General features: G+C 70.7%; 17 protein-coding genes, 1 rRNA gene and 1 pseudogene. 11 read left to right on the forward strand and 8 right to left on the reverse strand.

Annotation, left to right across the window (positions count from 1 at the left end; translation table 11 throughout):
* Positions 1-117: ribosomal RNA gene (gene rrf, locus DTL70_RS28655) — 5S ribosomal RNA — on the forward strand.
* 332 nt (positions 118-449) lie between these two features.
* Here rrf and DTL70_RS28660 read toward each other — a convergent pair.
* From DTL70_RS28660 to DTL70_RS28680, 5 genes are read right to left on the reverse strand one after another with little or no spacing between them, the layout of a single operon-like run.
* Positions 450-1,760, reverse strand: coding sequence for a DUF58 domain-containing protein (locus tag DTL70_RS28660; RefSeq protein WP_114024922.1), 1,311 nt, complete (start codon positions 1,758-1,760; stop codon positions 450-452).
* A gap of 19 nt (positions 1,761-1,779) precedes the next feature.
* Complete coding sequence (locus DTL70_RS28665) at positions 1,780-2,745, reverse strand: AAA family ATPase (protein WP_114024923.1); 966 nt, start codon at positions 2,743-2,745, stop codon at positions 1,780-1,782.
* Positions 2,742-4,004, reverse strand: a complete 1,263-nt coding sequence (locus DTL70_RS28670; protein ID WP_114024924.1) for a DUF4350 domain-containing protein — start codon at positions 4,002-4,004, stop codon at positions 2,742-2,744. The genes DTL70_RS28665 and DTL70_RS28670 overlap by 4 nt, the downstream gene beginning before the upstream one ends.
* On the reverse strand, positions 4,001-4,741 hold the full coding sequence (locus tag DTL70_RS28675; RefSeq protein WP_114024925.1) for a DUF4129 domain-containing protein: 741 nt from the start codon (positions 4,739-4,741) through the stop codon (positions 4,001-4,003). The genes DTL70_RS28670 and DTL70_RS28675 overlap by 4 nt, the downstream gene beginning before the upstream one ends.
* Before the next feature lie 4 nt (positions 4,742-4,745).
* A complete protein-coding gene (locus DTL70_RS28680) occupies positions 4,746-6,134 on the reverse strand; it encodes a DUF7847 domain-containing protein (RefSeq protein ID WP_114024926.1) in 1,389 nt (462 codons plus the stop codon).
* A 132-nt stretch (positions 6,135-6,266) separates the two neighbouring features.
* Between DTL70_RS28680 and mtnA the strand changes: the two genes are divergently transcribed.
* The 7 genes from mtnA to DTL70_RS28715 all read left to right on the forward strand — a co-directional run bounded on the left by mtnA (position 6,267) and on the right by DTL70_RS28715 (position 14,865).
* Positions 6,267-7,406 carry an S-methyl-5-thioribose-1-phosphate isomerase gene (mtnA, locus tag DTL70_RS28685; protein ID WP_114025030.1) on the forward strand — a complete coding sequence of 380 codons (1,140 nt, stop codon included), beginning with the start codon at positions 6,267-6,269 and terminating at the stop codon, positions 7,404-7,406.
* A complete protein-coding gene (mtrA, locus tag DTL70_RS28690; RefSeq protein WP_114013830.1) occupies positions 7,403-8,080 on the forward strand; it encodes a two-component system response regulator MtrA in 678 nt (225 codons plus the stop codon). Before mtnA ends, mtrA begins: the two co-directional genes overlap by 4 nt.
* 1 nt (position 8,081) lies before the next feature.
* A complete protein-coding gene (gene mtrB / locus DTL70_RS28695; RefSeq protein WP_281278736.1) occupies positions 8,082-10,055 on the forward strand; it encodes an MtrAB system histidine kinase MtrB in 1,974 nt (657 codons plus the stop codon).
* Positions 10,052-11,938 carry an LpqB family beta-propeller domain-containing protein gene (locus tag DTL70_RS28700; RefSeq protein ID WP_114024927.1) on the forward strand — a complete coding sequence of 629 codons (1,887 nt, stop codon included), beginning with the start codon at positions 10,052-10,054 and terminating at the stop codon, positions 11,936-11,938. Before mtrB ends, DTL70_RS28700 begins: the two co-directional genes overlap by 4 nt.
* Positions 11,939-12,317: 379 nt before the next feature.
* Positions 12,318-12,926, forward strand: a complete 609-nt coding sequence (locus tag DTL70_RS28705; RefSeq protein ID WP_245979933.1) for a ComF family protein — start codon at positions 12,318-12,320, stop codon at positions 12,924-12,926.
* Between the two features lie 311 nt (positions 12,927-13,237).
* Complete coding sequence (gene hpf / locus DTL70_RS28710; RefSeq protein ID WP_114024929.1) at positions 13,238-13,939, forward strand: ribosome hibernation-promoting factor, HPF/YfiA family; 702 nt, start codon at positions 13,238-13,240, stop codon at positions 13,937-13,939.
* A 173-nt stretch (positions 13,940-14,112) separates the two neighbouring features.
* Positions 14,113-14,865: a response regulator gene (locus tag DTL70_RS28715; protein WP_114013827.1), complete on the forward strand. Its 753-nt coding sequence runs from the start codon at positions 14,113-14,115 to the stop codon at positions 14,863-14,865.
* Between the two features lie 106 nt (positions 14,866-14,971).
* Here DTL70_RS28715 and DTL70_RS28720 read toward each other — a convergent pair whose 3' ends face one another.
* Together DTL70_RS28720 and DTL70_RS28725 are read right to left on the reverse strand one after the other, a co-directional pair.
* Positions 14,972-16,180, reverse strand: coding sequence for a winged helix-turn-helix domain-containing protein (locus DTL70_RS28720; protein WP_114024930.1), 1,209 nt, complete (start codon positions 16,178-16,180; stop codon positions 14,972-14,974).
* Between the two features lie 182 nt (positions 16,181-16,362).
* The gene (locus DTL70_RS28725; RefSeq protein ID WP_114024931.1) at positions 16,363-16,947 is read right to left on the reverse strand and encodes a GNAT family N-acetyltransferase; all 585 of its coding nucleotides are present in this window, start codon (positions 16,945-16,947) and stop codon (positions 16,363-16,365) included.
* Between the two features lie 197 nt (positions 16,948-17,144).
* Between DTL70_RS28725 and secA the strand changes: the two genes are divergently transcribed.
* Positions 17,145-19,994, forward strand: a complete 2,850-nt coding sequence (secA, locus tag DTL70_RS28730) for a preprotein translocase subunit SecA (RefSeq protein ID WP_114024932.1) — start codon at positions 17,145-17,147, stop codon at positions 19,992-19,994.
* Between the two features lie 259 nt (positions 19,995-20,253).
* Here the strand turns inward: secA and DTL70_RS28735 are convergent, their stop codons facing one another.
* Positions 20,254-20,724, reverse strand: coding sequence for an Rv3235 family protein (locus DTL70_RS28735; protein ID WP_220183666.1), 471 nt, complete (start codon positions 20,722-20,724; stop codon positions 20,254-20,256).
* Positions 20,725-21,035: 311 nt separating this feature from the next.
* Between DTL70_RS28735 and DTL70_RS28740 the strand changes: the two genes are divergently transcribed.
* Both DTL70_RS28740 and DTL70_RS28745 read left to right on the forward strand, forming a co-directional pair.
* Positions 21,036-21,599, forward strand: coding sequence for a DUF6912 family protein (locus DTL70_RS28740; RefSeq protein ID WP_114024933.1), 564 nt, complete (start codon positions 21,036-21,038; stop codon positions 21,597-21,599).
* Positions 21,600-21,840: 241 nt separating this feature from the next.
* A pseudogene (locus DTL70_RS28745) lies at positions 21,841-22,473 on the forward strand (HAD family hydrolase); the annotation flags it as partial.
* Positions 22,474-22,524 lie beyond the last annotated feature (51 nt).

Below are 22,524 nucleotides of genomic sequence, written 5' to 3' on the forward strand. Positions count from 1 at the left end.
TTCGGTGGTCATAGCGTGAGGGAAACGCCCGGTTACATTTCGAACCCGGAAGCTAAGCCTTTCAGCGCCGATGGTACTGCATGCGGGAGCGTGTGGGAGAGTAGGACGCCGCCGAACTATTCGTGAGGAAAGCCCCGTTGGCACACGCCAACGGGGCTTTCCTGCATTGCGGGACGTTCTTCTACGGGTTTTGAGGAGGCTGGACGTCCAGGCGCTGAACAATCGGCCCACCCGCGTCCGGACGTCACAATTGGCCGACCCTTGTCCGGACGTCGACCCGCAGTACGGCACTGTGGCCCCGAGCGACGTCACAATGCCCGTGCAGACCCTCCGCAAGCATTGGCCGGAGGACCCCCGGGCCCACACCCCCTACGCCTCCTATCTCGTTCGCGCGACGACAACTCCCTGCTCGTGACCGCTCCGACTCTCTACAACCGCCCCACCGTTGTCTACAGCCGTCCCGCTGCTTTGAGCGCCAGGTACGTGTCGGCCAGCGCGGGAGCGAGCCGAGCGGGTGGGGCGTCCACGACAGTGACGCCGTACCGGCGTAGGAGCGCCGCGGTTTCATGACGTTCCTCTTGTGCTTGCGCTGCGGCTGCCGCCTCGTAGACGGCGTCGAGAGTGCCGCGGGCACCTGCCATCTCCTGGATCCGGGGATCTGCGACCGAGGCGACGACAACGGTGTGCCGTTGGGTCAGGAGCGGTAGGACCGGCAGCAGCCCTTCCTCGACCGGGGTCCGGTCGAGACCGGTGAAGAGGACCAGAAGCGACCGTTGTGGTGCCACACGCAGGGCGGCTGATGCGAGACCCTGAAGGTCGGTTTCGATGAGCGCCGGTTCCAGCCGGGCCATTCCGTCCACCAGCGTGGGCAGCAGGTGAGGCCCGGAACGTCCGACGACCCGCGACCTGGTCGCTCGATCGTGTGCGAGGAGATCGACCCTGTCGCCGGCCCGGGAGGCCAACGCGGCGAGGAGGAGTGCGGCATCCATGGAGATGTCGAGCCGAGGCAGGTCACCGAGTCGTCCCGCGGAGGTCCGGCCCGTGTCGAGGACCATGAGTACTCTGCGGTCGCGTTCGGGTCGCCATGTTCGCACCGCCACGGTCGTCTGGCGGGCGGTGGCGCGCCAGTCGATGGAGCGGGTGTCGTCACCGGGGACGTAGTCACGGAGGCTGTCGAACTCGGTCCCTTCGCCACGTGTCAGAACACTTGTCCGGCCGTCGAGCTCGCGGAGACGGGCGAGTTTGGCCGGGAGGTGTTTGCGGCTGTTGAAGGCCGGCAGCACGCGAATCGTCCAGGGGACGTCGTGGTGGCCTTGCCGGGCGGCGAGACCGAGCGGGCCGTACGAGCGCACGGTGACGCGCTCGGCTTCCCGGTCGCCCCGCCGGGTGGGCTGCAGGCTTGTGGTGAGGCGTCGGCGCTCTTGGGAGGGGATGCGCAGGTGATGTCGGTCGGTCTCGGATGATGAGTCGCCCGCGCGGCAACTTGGCGGCCAGGCATCGCGGAGATGGGCGTGCAGGGTGCGACGGCTGGGGTTGCTGACAACAAGAGAGACGGACAAACGTTCGCCTAGTCGAACTGAGGTATCACCGCTTCGAGTGAACACCAGCCGATTCACTGGCGCTGCCCAGGCGAGGTCGGTGACGATGGCGAGCAGCAAAGGAAGTTCGACGGCGAGCAGACCGGCCCAACTGGGTTGTACGAGTCCTACGAGGAGCGCTCCGAGGGCGGCGATGAGTGCTGTGCGTCCGGTGAGAGCCATGGGAGGGGAGCCGACTCTCTCAGCGGGGGACCGGGACGTGGGAAAGGATCGAAGTGATCACGCTGTCCGCGGTGATGCCTTCCATCTCGGCCTCGGGCCTGAGCTGGACGCGGTGTCGGAGCGTGGGTGGCGCGAAGGCTTTGACGTCGTCGGGGATGACGTAGTCCCGGCCGGCGAGCCAGGCCCAGGCACGGGCGGTGGAGAGCAGGGCGGTGGCGCCTCGGGGTGAGACTCCGAGCGCGAGTGAGGGGGAATCGCGAGTGGCACGGCAGATATCGACGATGTAGCCGGTGATTTCCGGGGCCAGGGAGACGGCGCCCACAGCCGCGCGGGCCGCCTCGATCTCGGCGGGTCCGGCCACAGGGCGCACGCCCACGGCAGGCAGATTCTTCGGGTCGAAACCCGAGGCGTGCCGTGTCAGGACGTCGATCTCGGCGTCGCGTGAGGGCAGGGGAACGTGCAGCTTCAGCAAGAAGCGGTCGAGCTGCGCTTCGGGAAGAGGATAGGTGCCCTCGTACTCGACGGGGTTCTGGGTGGCTGCGACGAGGAACGGGTCCGGCAGGGCGCGGGGTGTTCCGTCGATGGTGACCTGGTGTTCTTCCATGGCTTCCAGGAGGGCGGCCTGGGTCTTGGGCGGGGTGCGGTTGATCTCGTCGGCGAGAAGGAGATGGGTGAAGACCGGTCCGGGTTGGAAGGAGAACTCGGCGGCCCGCGCGTCGTAGACCAGCGAGCCGGTGACGTCGCTTGGCATCAGATCGGGGGTGAACTGGACACGCTTGGTGCCGAGTTCGAGAGCGCTGGCCAGGGTGCGGACGAGTAGCGTCTTGGCGACACCTGGCACGCCCTCCAGCAGCACGTGGCCTCGGCACAGCAGCGCGACGACGAGGCCGGTGACCGCCGCGTCCTGACCCACGACGGCCTTGGAGATTTCCTGGCGGAGTGCCTCGAGGGCGGTGCGGGCGCTGTCTGCGGAGAGGGCGCTCACGAGCGGACGTCCTTGTCTGTCGGTGGTGTGTAGGGGCCGGTGCGGCCGAGAACGCGCCGCTCCAGGCGATCGAGATCGTCGGCGAGGGCAATCAGAGCGGTGTCGTCTCGGGGAGGGGGACCGAAGAGGAGGGAGCGAAGGGCAGCGGGCTCGGTCCGGGTGCCGTCCGCGTCGGAGGCATCGGCTGCCTGGTCGGCCAAGGCCGGAATCATGCTCTCGGAGCGGTGCGCCTCTGCGAGAGGCACTCCGATCCGCGGAGCGAGCCGGGTCCGGGTGGCAGCGCGAAGGGCATCGGCCGCGTGGCCGCGGGCGTTGGCACGACGATAGAGGCGCGCTCTGCCTTCGGTGGCCTCGGCGGCCGGCACCTGGACGGGGAGCTGCTCGGTGACGAGCGGTCCGAGTCGCCGCGCCCTCCAGAGCGCGGCGAAGGCGGCGGCGATGGCGAGCTGGAGTGCTGCCCACGACCAGCCGCTGGGGAGGAGGTCGAGGAAGCCGCGCTCCTCGGTTGGAGCGGGGCCGGCGTCGGTCGTTGAGGGGAGGTACCACAGAAGCTGGGAGTGGGCTCCGAGGAGTTGCAGGCTGAGGGAGGCGTTGCCGTGTTCGTCCAGGTGCTTGTTGTAGAGGGGGTCGGGCGATCCCAGGAGCACTGTGTCTCCGGCCGTGCTGGGACCTGCTGGGTCGGCGTGGGGTACGCGCAGGAGGGTGGCTTTGCCGTCGCGGAGGTAGCAGGAGTCGGCGTCTTTCGCGACGGTGCTGTAGCGGAAGCCACCGAGGTCGGCGTCACCGGCACGGTGAGCGGCGGGGAGGCCGCAGGCCGGGGCCGTCGTGCGTACCTGGGCAGGATCGGCGGTGCGGATGCCCTGGGTAAGGGCGGCGGTGGTTTGGGGGTTCGGGGCGAGAAGAACGGTGCGGCCGCTTCTGCGCGTGGCTGTTCGAAGAGCGGTGCGCGGGTCGTCACCGAGTGAGTCGGGGAACGGCACGATCACAGTGGTGTCGGGTCCTACCGAGGTGTGCAGCTGCTCGGGGTCGGTGAGTACCTTCGTCCGCACGCCGTGCTCGGACAGGAGGCGGAAGACGGCCTTGCTGCCGTAGGGGGCCGCTGAGCGGGGGTCGAGAGCGCCGTTCTCGTCGCCGGAGCGCAGGGCGGCAAGAGCGACAGCGGTCACCGCGATGATGGCGGCGGCCAGGAGCAGTCCGCGGGCCCGGCGCCACAGGTGGCGGGCTGTCGGAGAGGCCGAGGTAGGGGCCGGGGCCGTCACAGGGTGTCCCCCTGGCGGCTCGGAGTCGGGGAGGCGGGCTGGGGGTTCGGAGGGGGTGTGCGGAGGAGCGCGGCGTCCAGGTCGCGCAGGTCCTGGTAGGAGGTGCGGTCGGCCGGACGGTCGGCGTAGGTCACTTCGTCGAAGGTGCGGGCGGCTGCGTGAAGTCGTGCGGAGTGGTGTGGCAGTGCCTGGCCCGCTTCGGCCGCGGCCTCGTCGGCGGTGCGGCCGGGGCGGGGGTCGAGCAGGGCGCGTTCTTCGAGGGAGCGGACGAGGCCGCGCATGCGCTCTTGGACGGCGGCGTTCCAGTTGCCGGCCTGGGCGTGGTTCTCTGCAGCTGTCCGGTGTTCTGCGGCGCTGCGCGGGCGGTCGGTGAAGAGGGTGCCGGGGCCCGTGGACGGCGGGGGACGGAGCCTGCCGAGGCGTAGGCGGAGAGAGAGGAGCAGGAGGGCGATGAGGAGGCAGACGGCGAGCAGGCCGACCCAGCCACCCGGGGTCGCTGCCGCGGCGGTGCTCAGCAGGTCGGTGAGGTGGTGCCACAGCCAGTCGAGGGCGCGTTGGTAGAGAGGAGGGTCGTGCTGGTGGTATTCGGGTCTGGACAGTTCGCGCTCGGCGTCCTCCCGGGCGGGCAGCCGGGGGGTGGTGACCGGGACGTCGTGATCACCGGGCACGGCCGCGCTCACCGCCTGGCGGAGCGCGGCTGTACGGAGAGACGGGCCACTTGTGATACCCCCCGGCATGCCCTCAGCTTCCCGGCGCGGGTGGCTCGGTGTCGCGGAACTCGTAGCCGGGGACCCCTGCGGCGCGGGCCAGTTCGAGGTCGAGTGCCTCGCGGCGGACGCGCTGGTCGAGGTAGAGGAGTGCGGTGATGCCGGCGTTGAGGGGGAGAGAGATCGTCGAGGCCACGACGGAGCCGATGCCGTTGATGATCAGCGAAGTCCAGCCGGTTGCGGCGGCGGTGTCGGTGAACGCCGCTCCTCCGCTGACGAGCGCGGTGAGCGCGGTGGTCGGGATCGAGATGACGAAGGAGATGGCGGTGACCAGGACGAATGCCAGGAGCTGAATGCCCAGGATGCGCCACCAACTGCCGCTGACGAGTTTGCCCGAGCGGCGCATCGCGGCGATCAGTCCCTGTTTCTCCAGCATCAGTGCCGGCGGTGCGAGGCAGAAGCGCACCCACATCCAGACGGCGGCGACGACGCCGCCGAGGAAACCGAAGAAGAGGAGGACGACCGCCAGGCTGCTGATGCCGGTGAACGAGACGAGAAGGCCCGGGAGCAAGCAGATCGCCATGGCCACGGAGACCAGGAGGGGGATGAGGACCAGCAGGCCGAGCAGGCGCAGGAGCTGAGGACGGGAGTCGCGCCAGGCTTCCCCCAGGGTGACGGAGCGGCCGAGGACCGCGCGGCTGACGACGACGGTCAGCATTGCCGTGGCGATCACGCTGCCCAGCATGCCGACGACGGCCACGACGGCGAGGCTGCTGAGCATGCCGCTGAGGGCGTTGTTCAGTTCGTCCAGGCTGGGGTTGTCGTTGTTGGCGAGGGCGTCGAGTTCGCTGGTGTCGTCGAGCCAGAGGCCCATGACCAGGGCGGCAATCACTTCGGTGATGACTGCGACGGCGAGGGAGATGCCCAGTACGGTGCGCCAGTGTGCCCGCATGGTGCTGACTGAGCCGTCGAGGACTTCGCCCACGCCGAGGGGGCGCAGGGGGACGACACCGGGCTTGGGCGCCTGGGGCTGCTGCGCCCAGCCGGAGTGCCAGCCGGACTGACGCGGCCCTGGGCCGCCGGGTGGCGGCGGGGTGGGGCCCCATCCGCGGCCTCGCGAGGGTCCGTATCCGGACTGCGCTCCTTGGCCCGCGGTGGGCGTTCCGCTCTGGCTGCCCCAGGTCCAGCTGCGCGGGGCGGCGGGAGGCTGCTCGGGGGCCCAGTTGGGAGGGCGCTGGTCCGCGGGCTCATTGGGCGGGGACTGCGGCGGAATGGGGGAGGTGGCGTGCTCCGTGTCGTCGCCCGGGGTGCCATGGGCCTTCTCGGCCTCCGCTCCGCTGCCGTTCTCGGCGGGGGCCGGGTCGGCGGGATCGGGTTCGGGCGAGGAGGATCCGGGCGCAGCCCAGCCCGGGGAGTCGTTCACGTGAGGTCACCTCGTGTGGGTAGTCCCGTGCCTGGTTGGCTGACCATCGTGCCACGGGCCGGTGCGCCCGAGGCCAGGCGGGAGCGGCCCATGCACTTCGAGTGGCCTGCGAGGAGAGGGCAGACTGGGCGGATGGCTGAAGAGGGTGTGCCCGTGATCCGTTACGAGGAGTTGCCGGAGGGGCCCGCCGTGGTGCTCCTCGACCAGAGGCGGCTCCCGGGTGAGGAGACCGAGGTGGTGTGCACGGATGTGCCGGCTCTGGTGGATGCCATCCAGTCGCTGGCGGTGCGGGGTGCGCCGGTGCTCGGGATCACCGGCGGCTACGGGGTCGCACTCGCCGCGGCGCTGAGGGTGGACGTGGCGGACGCGGCGGAGCAGTTGGCGAACGCGCGGCCGACGGCGGTGAACCTCGCCTACGGTGCCCGCCGGGTGGAGGCGGCCTACCGGGAGGCGGAGCGCGCGGGAGAGGGGGCGGAGGCCGCGGCCGTGCGTGCGTTGGCGCAGGCACGGGCGCTGCACCGGGAGGATGCCGAGGGCAGCGCCCGGCTGGCCGAGTACGGGAGTGCACTGCTGGAGGAGCTGGTGCCCGGTGGCGGGCTGCGGATCCTGACGCACTGCAACACCGGGAGGCTGGTTTCCGGCGGGGAAGGTACGGCGCTGGCCGTCGTCAAGGCGGTGCACCGGGCAGGCGCACTGCGGCGGCTGTGGGTGGGGGAGACACGGCCGTTGTTGCAGGGGGCGCGGTTGACGGCGTACGAGGCGGCGAAGGCCGGGATGGCCTACAGCGTGCTGACAGACGGTGCGGCCGGTTCCTTGTTCGCCTCTGGCGAGGTGGACGCGGTGCTGGTGGGGGCCGACCGGATCGCGGCGGACGGCTCGGTGGCGAACAAGGTGGGGACGTATCCGCTGGCGGTGCTGGCGAGGCATCACCGGGTGCCGTTCGTGGCGGTGGCTCCGGTGACGACGATCGATCCGGCTACGGCTTCGGGGTGTGACATCGAGGTCGAGCAGCGGGCGGCGCACGAGGTGACCGTGGGGCCGTGGGGCGGGAGTGGCCTTTCTGGGGCAGAGGGGAAGGAGGGGCGGGCTCTGGTCCCTGTGGGGGCGCAGGCATACAATCCGGCGTTCGATGTGACGCCGTCCGAACTGGTCACCGCTGTGGTGACGGACGAAGGGGTGGCTTCTCCAGTGACGGCGGAGCGCCTCACGGAGCTGTGTTCCGCGTCACGAAGGCAGGCGTCGCGATCGGCTGATGGGATGATGAGGTCATGAAGGGACGCGTCCTTGTCGTCGACGACGACACCGCACTGGCAGAGATGCTCGGCATTGTGCTGCGCGGAGAAGGCTTCGAACCGTCGTTCGTCGCGGATGGTGACAAGGCGCTTGCCGCCTTTCGGGAGACCAAGCCGGATCTGGTGCTGCTCGATCTGATGCTGCCCGGGCGGGATGGTATCGAGGTGTGCCGGCTGATCCGGGCGGAGTCCGGGGTGCCGGTGGTCATGCTCACCGCGAAGACGGACACGGTCGATGTGGTGGTCGGGCTGGAGTCCGGTGCGGATGACTACATCGTCAAGCCGTTCAAGCCGAAGGAGCTGGTGGCGCGGATCAGGGCCCGGCTGCGCCGGTCCGAGGAGCCCGCGCCTGAGCAGCTGGCCATCGGCGATCTGGTGATCGACGTGGCGGGGCATTCGGTCAAGCGGGACGGGCGGTCCATAGCCCTGACCCCGCTCGAGTTCGATCTTCTGGTGGCGCTGGCGCGCAAGCCGTGGCAGGTCTTCACGCGCGAGGTGCTGCTGGAGCAGGTCTGGGGCTACCGGCACGCGGCGGACACCCGTCTGGTGAACGTGCATGTGCAGCGGCTGCGTTCCAAGGTCGAGAGGGACCCGGAGCGGCCGGAGATCGTGGTGACCGTGCGCGGCGTCGGATACAAGGCCGGGCCCAGCTGAGATGACCCGCACATCCTCGGCTCCGCCTCGCACCGGTGGGAGACGGAGCACGGGGCGGGAGTCCGATATTTCCAAATTCGGGCGTTTGTGGAGAAGTGGCGTCCTGTTTTCCGACGGGCTGCTGCCGGAGGGCGCGACGGGCCCCGGCGCGCGCCCCATGGTGCGCTTCTTCGTGCGGTGGGTGCGCAGACCGTTGCTGCCCGTCATGCGGCTGTGGCGGCGCAACATCCAGCTGCGGGTGGTCGTGGCCACCCTGCTGCTCTCTCTTGGGGTGGTGCTCCTGCTGGGCCTGGTCGTCATAGGCCAGGTGCGCAACGGCCTGCTGGAGGCCAAGGAGAAGACGGCGCAGAGTCAGGCCTCCGGCGGCTTCGCCGCGGCCGAACACATGGCCGACAGCGCGGGCGCCGGACCCGGTGGCACCGTGATCGACAACGGCATCCGCGGCGGCCGGGGCACCCAGAATTCGAGCACGTGGCTGAACAACCTGGTCGAGCAGCTGGCCAGCGGCGGCCAGGGCGTCTATTCCGTGGTGGCGCTGGGCTCGGAGAACGACGAGTCGCCGTTCCTGGGCAACAGTGCGACCACGACCAGGGGCCCGCGCTCCACCGGTGACATCCGCCCCGAGGACAGCGTCCCCGCTGATCTGCGCAAGGCCCTGGACGACGAGCCCGGTCCCCACCGCCGCTACGCCCGGGTCTACCACCAGGACCGCACCAGCGATCCGGCGCTGATCGTCGGCAAGCGCCTGAACGACGCGCGGGGCAATCCCTACCAGCTCTACTACGTCTTCCCCTTCACCCAGGAGGAGGAGTCGCTGAGCCTGGTCAAGGGGACGCTGGCCACGGCGGGGGTGTTCGTGGTCGTCCTGCTGGGCGCGATCGCGTGGCTGGTGGTGCGGCAGGTGGTGACGCCGGTGCGGATGGCCGCGGGGATCTCCGAGCGGCTGGCGGCCGGGCGGCTCCAGGAGCGGATGAAGGTCACGGGTGAGGACGACATCGCACGTCTGGGTGAGTCGTTCAACAAGATGGCGCAGAACCTCCAGAACAAGATCCAGCAGTTGGAGGAGCTTTCCCGGATGCAGCGGCGGTTCGTCTCGGACGTCTCGCACGAGTTGCGGACGCCGCTGACGACGGTGCGGATGGCGGCCGACGTGATCCATGAGGCGCGCGAGGACTTCGACCCGGCGACGGCCCGGTCGGCCGAACTGCTGCTCGGGCAGCTGGACAGGTTCGAGTCGCTGCTGGGCGATCTGCTGGAGATCAGCAGGTTCGACGCCGGCGCGGCCAACCTGGAGCCGGGCCCTGTCGACCTGCGGGATGTCGTCCACCGGGTCGTCGAGGGGTGCGAGCCGCTCGCCGAGCGGAAGGGCGGTCGAATCCTCGTGCGCGGTGACGAGCAGCCCGTGATCGCCGAGGTGGACAGCCGCAGGATCGAGCGGGTGCTGCGCAATCTCGTGGGCAACGCCGTCGAGCACGGCGAGGGCCGCGATGTCGTGGTGCGGCTCGCGACCGGGGGCGGCGCTGTGGCGGTGGCGGTGCGTGACTACGGGGTCGGCCTCAAGGAAGGCGAAGCGGAGCGCGTCTTCAACCGCTTCTGGCGGGCCGACCCGGCCCGGGCCAGGACCACGGGCGGCACGGGCCTCGGTCTGTCCATCGCGCTGGAGGACGCGCGGCTGCACGGTGGATGGCTGCGCGCGTGGGGCGAGCAGGGGAACGGGTCGCAGTTCCTGCTCGTGGTGCCCTGTACCGCGGGGGAGCCGCTGCGGGGATCACCGTTGCGGCTGGAGCCAGAGGACTCCCGGCGCAGGAAAGAGCCGGCGGTTGCCGGAGCGGCGCCGTCCCGGGTGTCGTCCGCGGCGCTGCCGGCGGGCGGAGGCGCTGCGAACGGCAGGCAGACGGGAGAGGCGCGGCAGGGAGAGACGAGACCGGGCGAGGCCCGATCGGGAGGGGCACGTTCCGGAGGGGAGCGCGGATGAGGGGCGAGCGCCATTCGCAGCGAGTGGGCGCCGCCTCACGCGCTCCGCGCCGTTCATGGGGCCTGGCACGCCGTGCGCGTGCGCTGCTGGTGCCGGCGGTGTGCGCCGTACTGCTGGCCGGGTGCGCGTCCATGCCGGACGACGGAAGTGTCGACCAGGTCGACTCCTCCAGGCGCGCCGAGGCGGACTCCCAGGTGAGGGTCTACAGCGTCAGTCCGCAGAAGGGCGAGACGCCGACCCAGATCGTGCGGGGCTTCCTGGAGGCCACCACCAGTGACGAGGCGACCTTTCCCACCGCGCGGGAGTACCTGACGCCGAGGATGGCACGCGACTGGGACCCGTTCGCGTCGACGACGGTGCTGTCAGACGGTCCGAGCGCCCGCAAGGCGCCCCGCAGCAGAGCGATCGCCGGAAACGGCTACTCCGTCGAGATATCCGGGACGCGCATGGCGGAGGTCGACAGCAAGCACGCCTATTCGCCCTCCAAGGGCGACTACAGCGAGGTCTTCCACCTGACGAAGGTGGACAAGCAGTGGCGCATCGACCAGATGCCTGACGGTCTCCTGTTGGGCGAGTCCGACTTCCAGCGCATCTACCGTCCCGTCAACACCTATTACTACGCGCAGTTGGGCCCGGACGGAGATTCGATCACGGACGGACAGAATGTGCTCGTCGCTGATCCCGTCTATCTGCGTCGCCGCATCAATCCGGTGACCGAAACGGTCTCCGCGCTGCTCCAGGGGCCGTCCGGCTGGCTCGATCCGGTCGTCACCTCCTCCTTCCCGAGCGGTACGCGCCTGGCGCCGGACCAGCACCTGTCGCTGAACGACTCGGGGGTGCTCAGAGTGCGGATGAACGCACGGGGCGCGTCCGCGGGGCAGGCCCGGTGCGGGCGCATGGCGGCACAGGTCCTCTACGCCGTACAGGATCAGGCCTCCGCGAAGGTCAGCAAGGTCGAGCTGGCCGGCCCCACCGATCGCGAGCTGTGCACCCGCACCCGGGAGCAGGTCGCCCCGTACCAGCCGGGACGCCTCAACGGGAGTGCGAAGAGGGCGTACTTCATCGACGAGGACCACCGGGTCGCCGCCTTCCAGAGCAAGGAGTCGCCGCGTCCCGTGCCGGGGCCGCTGGGCAGCGGCCACGTGGAGATGGGGGCCGTCGCGGTCAACCGGATCGAGAGCGAGGCGGCGGGCGTCTCGCGCGGCCGGCGCGCGCTGTACGTGGCTTCGCTGGACGGCAGCGCCTCCACCGTGCTCGGCGACCCGGTACTCACCAGCAAGGCCGCGCACGAGAAGGACCGTTTGACGGCGCCGAGTTGGGACGGGCTGGGCGATCTGTGGGTCGCGGACCGGGATCCGGACAACCGGCGACTGCTGCGGTTGCGCGGCGGCAAGGACGAGCCGGACGAGGTGCGGGTACCGGACCTGGCCGACGACGAGCGGATCGAGTCGCTGCGGATCGCCTCGGACGGGGTGCGGATCGCGCTGCGTGTACGGGAGCAGGACGGACACACCTCGCTGCAACTGGGGCGGGTGGTGCGCGAAGGGACCGCGGCAGAGCCGAAGCTGACCGTCGAACAACTGCGGCCTGTCGCACCGCACCTGGAGGACGTCTCCGCGGCCTCGTGGGCGGGCGGCAGCCGGCTCGTGGTGGTGGGGCGCGAGTCGGGCAGTGTGCAGCAGGTGCAGTACATGGAGACGGACGGCTCGATCTCGGATCAGCCGGCCCTGCCCGGCATCAACGACGTGATGGGCGTGGCCGCTTCGGAGGACGAGAGCAAACCGCTGCTCGCCGACTCCGAGGACGGCATCGTGCGGCTGCCGCCGGACGCGACCTGGAAGATGCTCACGGAGACCGGATCCGCCCCGGCCTACCCGGGGTGAGCGCCGCCCGTACGACCTGACCGGCCCCACCGTCTCGCCCGGAGTCGGCATGACTTGCGGCCTGACCCGTGGCCTGACCTGCTGCGACGTGCCCGTCGTTCCCCCGGGTGTTCGAGTACGCGGGCAGCCATCGGAGGCCGGATCCGGGAGTTATCCACAGGGCTGGTGGCGCCGCACCCGCGCTGCCACAGTAGAGGCCATGCGGGAGTCATGGCAGAGCCTCCCGCGGGAAATCGCAGGTCTGGTGCTTCCCATGGGGTGCGCCGGGTGCGGTCGTCCGCGTGAGCGGGACCGTTTGTGCGAAGAGTGCAGCAGCGTGCTGAAGGGCGCGGTGCCGCGGCGGGTGTGGCCCTCGCGCGTACCGTCCGGGCTGCCTCGGGTGTACGGAGCGCTCACGTACACCGGCGGGGTGCGGGCCGCGCTGCTCGCTCACAAGGAGCGCGGTGCCCTCGGGCTGGCCGCGCCACTGGGGACGGTGCTGGCCCGCGCCGTCCGCCTGGCCGCGAACGCACCGCAGGCCACCCCGGCCGCCCCCGTGGGGCTCGCCGCACCCGCTTCCGCCGCCTGTGCACGGCGCGGGCCGCCCTCCCGGGGTGGCGGCCCGTCCTCCGGGCGCGGGGCGCCGGTCACGCTCGTCCCGGTGCCCTCAGCGCGCCGGGCCGTCGCGGGGCGGGGGCACGACCCGGTACGGCGCCTGGCGCGGGAGGCCGCGCGGACGCTCAGGAGGGAGGGCATGGCTGTCCGGGTGCTGCCTGTGCTGCGCCAGCGACGCAGGGTCGCCGACCAGGCGGGGCTGACGGCGGCGCAGCGGACCGCGAATCTTGCGGGAGCACTGGAGCCGGCGCCAGCCGGGACCCGGCTGTTGGGTGCGGCGCGGGTGGTGCTGGTGGACGATGTGATGACAACGGGCGCCTCGCTGGCGGAAGCGGCGAGAGCCCTGGGAGGAGTGGACTCGGCCGCGGTGCTGGCCGTGCGCGCCGACACGTGAGCGGACACGAGTCGTCGCACACGGTGAGCGAGAGGGCAATTGCTGGAACTACCAGATTGAGATCGTCGTTGCAGGTGATACGAGGGATGACTCGCCTGATCGGAGGTACGTGCCAGTAGGGGGTGCCGCGCCTCCCCCGGTGGAGGTACGTTCGGATTGGGTGGCGATCTTCCCTCCGGGGGAGAAGGAGGTGAAACCCGCAAGCCGACCTCGAGCCGGAGAGCCATCGGCAAGAGGGCCGACCTCCGGCGTCAGTGCACCAAGGACGCTCCGCACCGAGTGTCGCGGACCGTCCGGGAACGGAGTTCTGCGTGGACATCGTCGTCAAGGGCCGTAAGACAGAGGTGCCCGACCGGTTCCGCAAGCACGTGGCCGAGAAGCTGGAAAAGGTCAGGAAGCTCGACGGCAAGGTGATCAACCTTGAGGTCGAGGTGGCCAAGGAGCACAACCCCCGGCAGGCCGACCGTTCCGACAGGGTGGAGATCACCCTGCGTACCCGTGGACCGGTCATCCGAGCGGAGGCAGCCGCCTCCGACCCGTACGCGGCGTTGGACCTGGCTTCCAGCAAGCTGGAGGCCCGGATGCGCAAGCAGGCCGACAAGCGCCGTGTGCACCGTGGCGGAAGCCGCGCACCGATGAGTGTGGCGGCGGCAACCGCCCACCTCGCGTCGGAACTCAACGGAGAACTCGAAGGGGCCGCCGGCTCGGTGGCCGCTCCCCCTGAGGCCGACGGCCAGCCCTCGGTCACCAGGGTGGGGTCCCTGGAAGTCCAGGGGGAAGGGCCGCTCATCGTGCGGGAGAAGACGCACGCGGCGGCACCCATGACGCTTGACCAAGCGCTCTACGAGATGGAGTTGGTGGGTCACGACTTCTACCTGTTCATCGACTCCGAGACCAAGCAGCCGAGCGTCGTCTACCGTCGGCACGGTTACGACTACGGCGTGATTCATCTGGAGCCGGATCCGTTCGTCGAGGAGCCGCCGCCCGGCGCGGGCGGAGCGCTCAGCGGCTGACGACGGCGCAGGACGGTCGGCACAGCCCTGCGAGTCACCGGCTTGATGTTCGCGCCCCCGGCAGGTCATCGGAACCCGGCCGGGGGCGCCGACGTGAGTAACATCAAGACCCGCACCAACCTCCCTTCTCCGTAGCGGGGTTGGTGGCGAGACAGGGTGCAGGGGGAGGAACGATGGTGGACAGCTTCGGGCCCGTGATGCCCATGCCCGATGCACACCCGGGTCCGGTGGCCGAGGCGGACCCGCCCGCACGGGAACGGTGCCAGGAGCCGATCAGAGTGCTGGTCGTCGATGACCACGAGCTTTTCCGCCGGGGGCTGGAGATCGTCCTGGCGCAGGAGGAGGACATCGAGGTCGTCGGGGAGGCCGGGGACGGGGCCGAGGCGGTGGACAAGGCGGCCGACCTGCTGCCCGACATCGTGCTGATGGACGTGCGCATGCCCAAACGAGGCGGTATCGAGGCCTGTACCGCCATCAAGGAGGTGGCGCCCAGCGCCCGCATCATCATGCTGACGATCAGTGACGAGGAGGCCGACCTCTACGACGCGATCAAGGCGGGGGCCACGGGCTACCTCCTCAAGGAGATCTCCACGGACGAGGTCTCCGCCGCGATCCGGGCCGTGGCCGACGGCCAGTCGCAGATCAGTCCCTCGATGGCGGCCAAGCTGCTCACCGAGTTCAAGTCGATGATCCAGCGGACCGACGAGAGCAAGCTCGTGCCCGCGCCGAAGCTCACCGACCGCGAGCTGGAAGTCCTCAAGCTGGTGGCGACCGGGATGAACAACCGCGACATCGCCAAAGAGCTGTTCATCAGCGAGAACACCGTCAAGAACCACGTGCGCAACATCCTGGAGAAGCTCCAGCTGCACTCCCGGATGGAAGCCGTCGTCTACGCGATGCGGGAGAAGATCCTGGAGATCCGCTGAGCCGACGCCGAAAGAACCCCCAGGCCTTCCGACCGCGCGCTCGGTCTGTCGGCGTTCCGCTCGAAGTCGGTGCGTTGTTCGCTCGGATCCCGGAGGCCGCGCTGGCTCACAGTCCCAGTGCGTCGAGGGCCGAGCGCAGGTGGGGGCGCAGCGGTTCGGGGGCGCAGCGCTCCACCCGTACCGCGTCGCAGCCCACCCAGGACGCGGCCTCCCCCAGCGCCCGCGCCATCGGCTCGACGGCCTTGGCGCCGTCCAACGACAGCTGGCGGGCGACCAGCGTGGTTCCCTCGCGGGCCGGGTCGACCCGCCCGCAGAGCCTGCCCCCGGCCAGCAGGGGCATGGCGAAGTAGCCGTGGACCCGCTTCGGCTTGGGCACGTAGGCCTCCAGCCGATGGGTGAAGTCGAAGATCCGTTCGGTGCGGGGCCGGTCCCAGATGAGGGAGTCGAACGGGGAGAGCAGGGTGGTGCGGTGCCTGCCACGCGGGGTGCCGGCCAGCGCCGCCGGGTCGGCCCAGGCGCGCCGCGGCCAGCCCTGCACCTCGACTGGTACCAGGCCGGTGTCGGCTACTACGGACTCCACCTGCTCGGCCTTGAGGCGGTGGTAGTCGGCCAGGTCGGCGCGGGTGGCGACCCCCAGCGCGGCGCCCGCTTGGGCCACCAGGCGGCGCAGGCACTCGCCCTCGTCCAGGTCGTCGTGGAGGAGGGAGGCGGGGACGGCGCGTTCGGCCAGGTCGTAGACGCGTTTCCAGCCGCGGCGCTCGCTGACGACGACCTCGCCGATGTCCAGCAGCCACTCCACGGCGATCTTGCGCTCCGACCAGTCCCACCACTCGCCGCCCTTGCGGCCGCCGCCCAGTTCGGCCGTCGTCAGCGGGCCCTCGGCCGCGAGCTGTGCGCGGACGGCGGCGCAGGAGCCCTCGCGGTCCTTCATCACGTGCCAGCGGTGGCCCCGCTCCCGGAAGGCCCGGCGGCGGAAGGCGAAGTGGGGCCACTCCTCGATGGGCAGGACGCAGGCGGCGTGCGACCAGTACTCGAAACTGTGCGCGCCCGTCCAGTAGGCCGCGTCCACCGTCTGGCGTCCCACCGCGCCCAGGCGGGCGTAGGGCACCAGTTCGTGCGACCGTGCCAACACCGAGATGGTGTCCAGCTGCACCGCTCCCAGGGCCCGCAGCACGCCGCGTACCCCCGCCCGTCGGTCGGGCGCGCCCAGCAGGCCCTGCGCCCGCAGCGCGATCTGTCGGGCCTCGTCGGCGGAGAGGGAAACCGTGGAGCGGGGAGTGGCCGCGGGCGCGGCGCCGGGGAGGCCTGTGGTCATAGGCGCCACCCTAAGAGGACCCACTGACAACGCACTCGAAATGGACCCACCGACACCGCGCTTCAAGTGGGCCTGCCCGCCACGTGTTTCCGCGCGGCGCCCCGCTCAGAGCCCGCGCGGCGCCCCCCGCCAGGCGGGCCGCCGAGCCGCCCCGTTCGGAGCCCGCGTCGCGGCTGTCCCGTTCAGAGGGGAGAGGGCAGGTACGGGGTGTCGAAGGGGAGTCCCCGGTCGGAGGGGAGCAGGGCCGCGATGCGGGCGTCGCGCCGTGTTCCCCTGTGCACGATGCGTGCCCGTTGGACGCCTTCCTCGACGAAACCGATGCGCCGCGCCACGGCACGGGAGCCCTCGTTGTCCGCCTGGGCGACCCACTCCAGCCGCTCCACGCCCAGCGAGGTGAAGGCCCACTCGGCGACGGCGCGCCCGGCCTCGGCCGTGCACCCTCTGCGCCGGTGCTCGCGTGCGGTCCAGAAGCCGAGTTCGGCGCGGTGTTCCGCGGTGCGCAGGATCGTCAGCCCGACCAGGCCCATGGAGCCGACGAGTTGACCGTCGTGGGTGAAGACGCCGAAGTTGTACATCGTGTCGTCCCGCCAGCCGGCCGGGCTGGTGACGGTGACGAACTCTTCGGCGTCGGCGCGTGTGTACGGTTCGGGTACGGGAACGTAACGCTGGATGTCGGGGTCGTCACACGCGGCGGCCACGGCCTCGGCGTCTCCCCGCTCGAAGGGGCGGAGGAGGAGCCGCTCGGTGCGCAGTGTGATGGGTTCCATAGTCAGATTGTGCGGCCCCGCTCCCCGGCACCTTCCGGGCCTCCGGCACGTTGGGGGTACAGGGTCAGTCCTCCCTCGCATACGATGGCCGGTGCGGTTCAGGCCCTCGGCAAGGAGAGGACCTCGCGGATCGGCACCGACATCCGCACTGACCCGTGCAGACCGTGCCAGGCCCGACCGGCAAGGAGCCACCCTAAGTGTCCGTCTTCGGCAAGCTCATGCGCGCAGGTGAAGGGAAGATCCTGCGCAAGCTGGACCGCGTCGCGCGGCAGGTGAATTCCATCGAAGAGGACTTCGTCGACCTGTCGGACGCGGAGCTGCGCGCGCTCACGGATGAGTACAAGGAGCGGTACGCGGAGGGCGAGTCCCTGGACGACCTGATGCCGGAGGCGTTCGCCACCGTCCGCGAGGCCGCCAAGCGCGTCCTGGGCGAGCGGCACTACGACGTGCAGCTGATGGGCGGCGCCGCGCTGCACCTCGGCTACGTCGCCGAGATGAAGACCGGCGAGGGCAAGACGCTGGTCGGCACGCTGCCGGCGTACCTGAACGGAATCTCCGGTGACGGTGTGCACATCATCACGGTCAACGACTACCTGGCGCAGCGCGACTCCGAGTGGATGGGCCGGGTGCACAGGTTCCTCGGTCTGACGGTCGGCTGCATCGTGGCCAACATGAGCCCGGCCGAGCGCCGCGAGCAGTACGCGTGCGACATCACCTATGGCACGAACAACGAGTTCGGCTTCGACTACCTGCGCGACAACATGGCGTGGTCCAAGGACGAACTGGTCCAGCGGGGTCACAACTTCGCCATCGTCGACGAGGTCGACTCCATCCTCGTCGACGAGGCCCGTACGCCGCTGATCATCTCCGGCCCCGCCGACCAGGCCACGAAGTGGTACAGCGACTTCGCGAAGCTGGTCAAGCGCCTGGACAAGGGCGAGCCTGGCGATCCGCGCACCCAGAAGCCCGAGACGGGCGACTACGAGGTGGACGAGAAGAAGCGCACGGTCGCCATCCACGAGTCGGGCGTCGGCAAGGTCGAGGACTGGCTGGGCATCGACAACCTCTACGAGTCGGTCAACACGCCGCTGGTGGGGTATCTCAACAACGCGATCAAGGCCAAGGAGCTCTACAAGAACGACAAGGACTACGTCGTCATGGACGGCGAAGTCATGATCGTCGACGAGCACACCGGCCGCATCCTGGCGGGCCGCCGCTACAACGAGGGCATGCACCAGGCGATCGAGGCCAAGGAGGGGGTGGAGATCAAGGACGAGAACCAGACGCTCGCCACGATCACCCTCCAGAACTTCTTCCGCCTCTACAAGACCCTCTCCGGCATGACCGGTACGGCCATGACCGAGGCGGCCGAGTTCCACCAGATCTACAAGCTCGGCGTGGTCCCGATCCCGACCAACCGGCCGCTGGCCCGCAAGGACCAGGCCGACCTGATCTACCGCACCGAGGTCTCCAAGTTCGACGCGGTGGTCGACGACATCGTCGAGAAGCACGAGAGCGGCCAGCCGATCCTCGTGGGCACCACCTCGGTCGAGAAGTCCGAGTACCTGTCCAAGCAGCTCACCAAGCGCGGCGTCACCCACCAGGTGCTGAACGCGAAGAACCACGAGCGCGAGGCCCTGATCGTCGCCGAGGCGGGCCGCAAGGGCGCCGTCACCGTGGCCACCAACATGGCGGGCCGCGGCACCGACATCAAGCTCGGCGGCAACGCCGAGGGCATGGCGGAGAACGCACTGCGCGAGCGCGGGCTCGACCCGAACGAGCACGTCGAGGAGTGGGCGGCCGCGCTGCCCACCGCCCTGGAGAAGGCGGAGAAGTCGGTCAAGGCGGCCGTCGACGAGGTCAAGGAACTCGGCGGCCTCTACGTCCTGGGCACCGAGCGGCACGAGTCCCGCCGGATCGACAACCAGCTGCGCGGCCGCTCGGGCCGCCAGGGCGACCCGGGCGAGTCCCGCTTCTACCTCTCCCTGGGTGACGACCTGATGCGGCTGTTCAAGGCGCAGATGGTCGAGCGCGTGATGTCGATGGCGAACGTGCCGGACGACGTGCCGATCGAGAACAAGATGGTCACCCGCGCGATCGCCTCCGCGCAGTCCCAGGTGGAGCAGCAGAACTTCGAGATCCGCAAGAACGTCCTCAAGTACGACGAGGTGCTCAACCGGCAGCGCGAGGTCATCTACGGCGAGCGCCGCCGCGTCCTGGAGGGCGAGGACCTGCAGGAGCAGGTGGGGCACTTCATGGACGACACGATCGAGGCCTACGTCCAGGCCGAGACCGTCGAGGGCTTCGCCGAGGAGTGGGACCTCGACCGGCTGTGGAGCGCCTTCAAGCAGCTGTACCCCGTCAAGGTGACGATCGAGGAGCTGGAGGAGGCCGCGGGCGACCGCGAGGGCATCACGGCCGACTTCATCATCGACTCCGTCAAGGACGACATCCACGAGCAGTACGAAACGCGCGAGAAGGAGCTCGGCTCCGAGATCATGCGCGAGCTGGAGCGGCGCGTGGTGCTGTCGGTGCTCGACCGCAAGTGGCGCGAGCACCTGTACGAGATGGACTACCTCCAGGAAGGCATCGGCCTGCGCGCGATGGCCCAGAAGGACCCGCTGGTCGAGTACCAGCGGGAGGGTTACGACATGTTCCAGGCCATGATGGAGGGCATCAAGGAGGAGTCCGTCGGCTACCTGTTCAACCTGGAGGTCCAGGTCGAGCAGCAGGTCGAGGAGGTGCCCGTCGAGGACACCGTTCCCGCGCCCTCCCTGGAGAAGGACAGCGAGCCCCGGGACGCCGTTCCGGCCGGCGCGGGCGCCGGCCCCGCCCCGGCGATCCACGCCAAGGGCTTGGACCAGCCGCAGCGCCCCGACCGCCTGCACTTCTCCGCGCCCACCGCCGAGGGCGGCGTCGTCGAGGGCGACCTCGACACCGGCGCCGGCACGGACGGGGACGAGACCGGACCCGTCCGCTCCCAGGCCGACGGCCTCACCCGCGCGGAGCGGAGGAAGGCCCAGAAGGGCCGCAAGAAGCGCAAGTGACCGCGCGGCGGCCACGCCGACGACACCTGGTGCGCCCTCGCGGAGCGCACCCCCGCTGAGGGGCCGAGCACCTGCTGCCCGGCCCCTCAGCCGCGCCCGACACCACCTGCTGCCCCCGGTGCTGTCGGACGCTGGCCTGCCTGGTGGCTGGACTGACTCGGCCCAGGCGCTCTGTCCTTCCGGGCCCGGCCCCAGGGGCTCCGGTCCCCGGGGCGCCCGCGGCTTCGAAGGCCCCGGAAGCGGTGGCCCTCGGCGGAGTTCAAGGGGCGAGGTCGAGTTCGAGGGCTGTGCAGCGCCAGCGGTTGTGGCCGTGTTCCAGGCGGAAGGCCATGGCGCGCTGGCGGTGGCCGGTGGCGATGCGGGCGAAGGCTTCGATGACGCCGGGCCGGATCTGGGTGCCGCGGGCCTCCAGGACGGCGGGGGCCGTGCGGTCGGTGCCGCGGGGGCGGAGCGGTGCCGCGGGGGCGAGCGCGCCGAGCCGTTCGTAGGTCTCGTCCGTGGCGTAGCCGAGGAGGGTGTGGACCGGGCACTGTCCGCTGAGGACCAGCAGCAGGCGGCGGGCGAACCAGTACGGGGGCTGCCGTTCCCGTGCGCGGTGGGCGGCCGCGCGGAGCGCCGATTCGGCGGGCCTGCGGCTGTCGCGCCGTGTCGGTGGCCGGGACGGTGCCGAGCGCGGGGTGCGCCGGCGGGGCTGGCGTCCGGACGCGGACTCGGAGACGGACGTGGTCATGGGCTCCCCCGTGGGCGTGGCGTGTGTGAAGGGCGGCCTGCAGGATCCGCCGGTGAGGGCCGACCTCGATACCGGCCAGTAACCGGCGGCTGGCAACGGTTGTAGCCGTGGGAGGAGCCGTACGGCAACGAGGCGGTGGGGCCCGGGAGGGGGCTGGGGAAATTCCCCTATCAGGATCAGGCCGCGGAGCGAGGTTGACGTCGCCACGCGTCTACCTGCGGGTTTGCGTGGGTGCTCGGCGGCGCGAGCCGCGTCGGCTGCCCGTATGCTGACGGGCAGACGGTTCCCGGCGATACACGAAAGCGGCAGCCATGCGTGTCTATGTCCCTCTGACCCTGCCCGCACTGAGTCAGGCGCACGGTGCGGGCGAGCTGGGACCGGCCCCCTTCGAGGCGTACGCGGTCACGGCGGGGCTGCGCGCGTGGTGGGGTTCCGAGAACCCCGAGGATGAGGAGGAGCTGGAGTACGCCGCTCTGGGTCTGGCGGCCGCCTCCTCTCTGCGCTCGCTGGCGAGGGACGCCGAAGCCGTGCGGCGCCGCGTCGTCGTGGTGGCCGAGGTCCCCGACGCTCTCGTACACGGCGAGGAGCGTGACGTGGCGGGCGGCCGTTCCGTGCAGGACGAGGACGTGGCCTCCGTGCAGGACGAGGAGGCGGCCTCCGTCGGCCGGGTGCGCCTCACGGCTGCTGTGCCGATGTCCAGGATCGCGGCCGTCCATCTGGACGCCGAGGAGGCGGTCGAGGCGGTGACGGCCGCGATCGACGCCCTGCCCGCGGCCGCGGGCGGCGACCAGCGGGCGCAGGCGGTCGTCGACGGTGCCGAGGAGCACGAGCTGCTGTGGTTCGCCACCCAGGAGATCCCCGCCCTGATCGCCTGACCCGTCGCCGGGCGCCTGACCCGTCGCCGGTGGCCAGAGCTGTCATCGGTGGCCAGGCCGGTCACTGATGGCGTGACCGGACAGGGCCGCAGGCCGTGGCCTGACCGGTCGCTGCTCTGTCGCGTTGTCAGTGCCTCCCCGTACCGTCGAAAGCATGGTCTTGGGGCAGCAACCGCAGCAGTCGCAGCAATCGGATCCGGCACCGCAGCAGGGTCGGCGCGCCCTGGGGTCCGCGCACCTCGTGTGGGACTGGAACGGCACGCTGCTGCACGACATCCACACCGTGCTCGAGGCGACTAACGCCGCGTTCGACGAGCTCGGCTTCCCGGCGATCACGCTGGAGCGGTATCGGGAGCTGTACTGCGTTCCGGTGCCGCGCTTCTACGAGCGGCTGTTCGGCAGGATGCCCACGGGCAGCGAGTGGGAGGTCATGGACGAGACGTTCCACCGCCACTACTGGGCCCGTGTCGCCGGTGCGGGTCTGGCCGAGGGCGCCGCGGAACTCCTGGCGACGCGGCAGGCGGCCGGCCACACTCAGTCGCTGTGCTCGCTGGCGCCGCACGACCGGCTGCTGCCGCTGCTGCGTACGTACGGCATCGACGGGCATTTCCTGCGGGTCGACGGGGCGGTCGGCCCGACCGGTGGCGGCAAGGCCGCCCAGATGGTGCGGCATCTCGCCGCGCTGCGTGGGGTGGAGCCGAGCCGGGCCGTGGTGATCGGGGACGCGGTCGACGACGCGTTGGCGGCGGCCCACGCGGGGGCGCGCGCCGTGCTCTTCACCGGGGGCTCGCAGAGCCGGGCCAGCCTGGAGGAGGCGGGGGTGCCGGTTGTCGACACCTTGCGTGAGGCGGTCGAAACGGCGGAGCGCCTGGCCCGCGAGGCCGCCGAGGACTCCCCTCCCGTAGAGGGCGTAGAGGGCGTAGAG

Source organism: Streptomyces diacarni (genome assembly GCF_003323715.1).
GTDB classification, from domain to species: domain Bacteria; phylum Actinomycetota; class Actinomycetes; order Streptomycetales; family Streptomycetaceae; genus Streptomyces; species Streptomyces diacarni.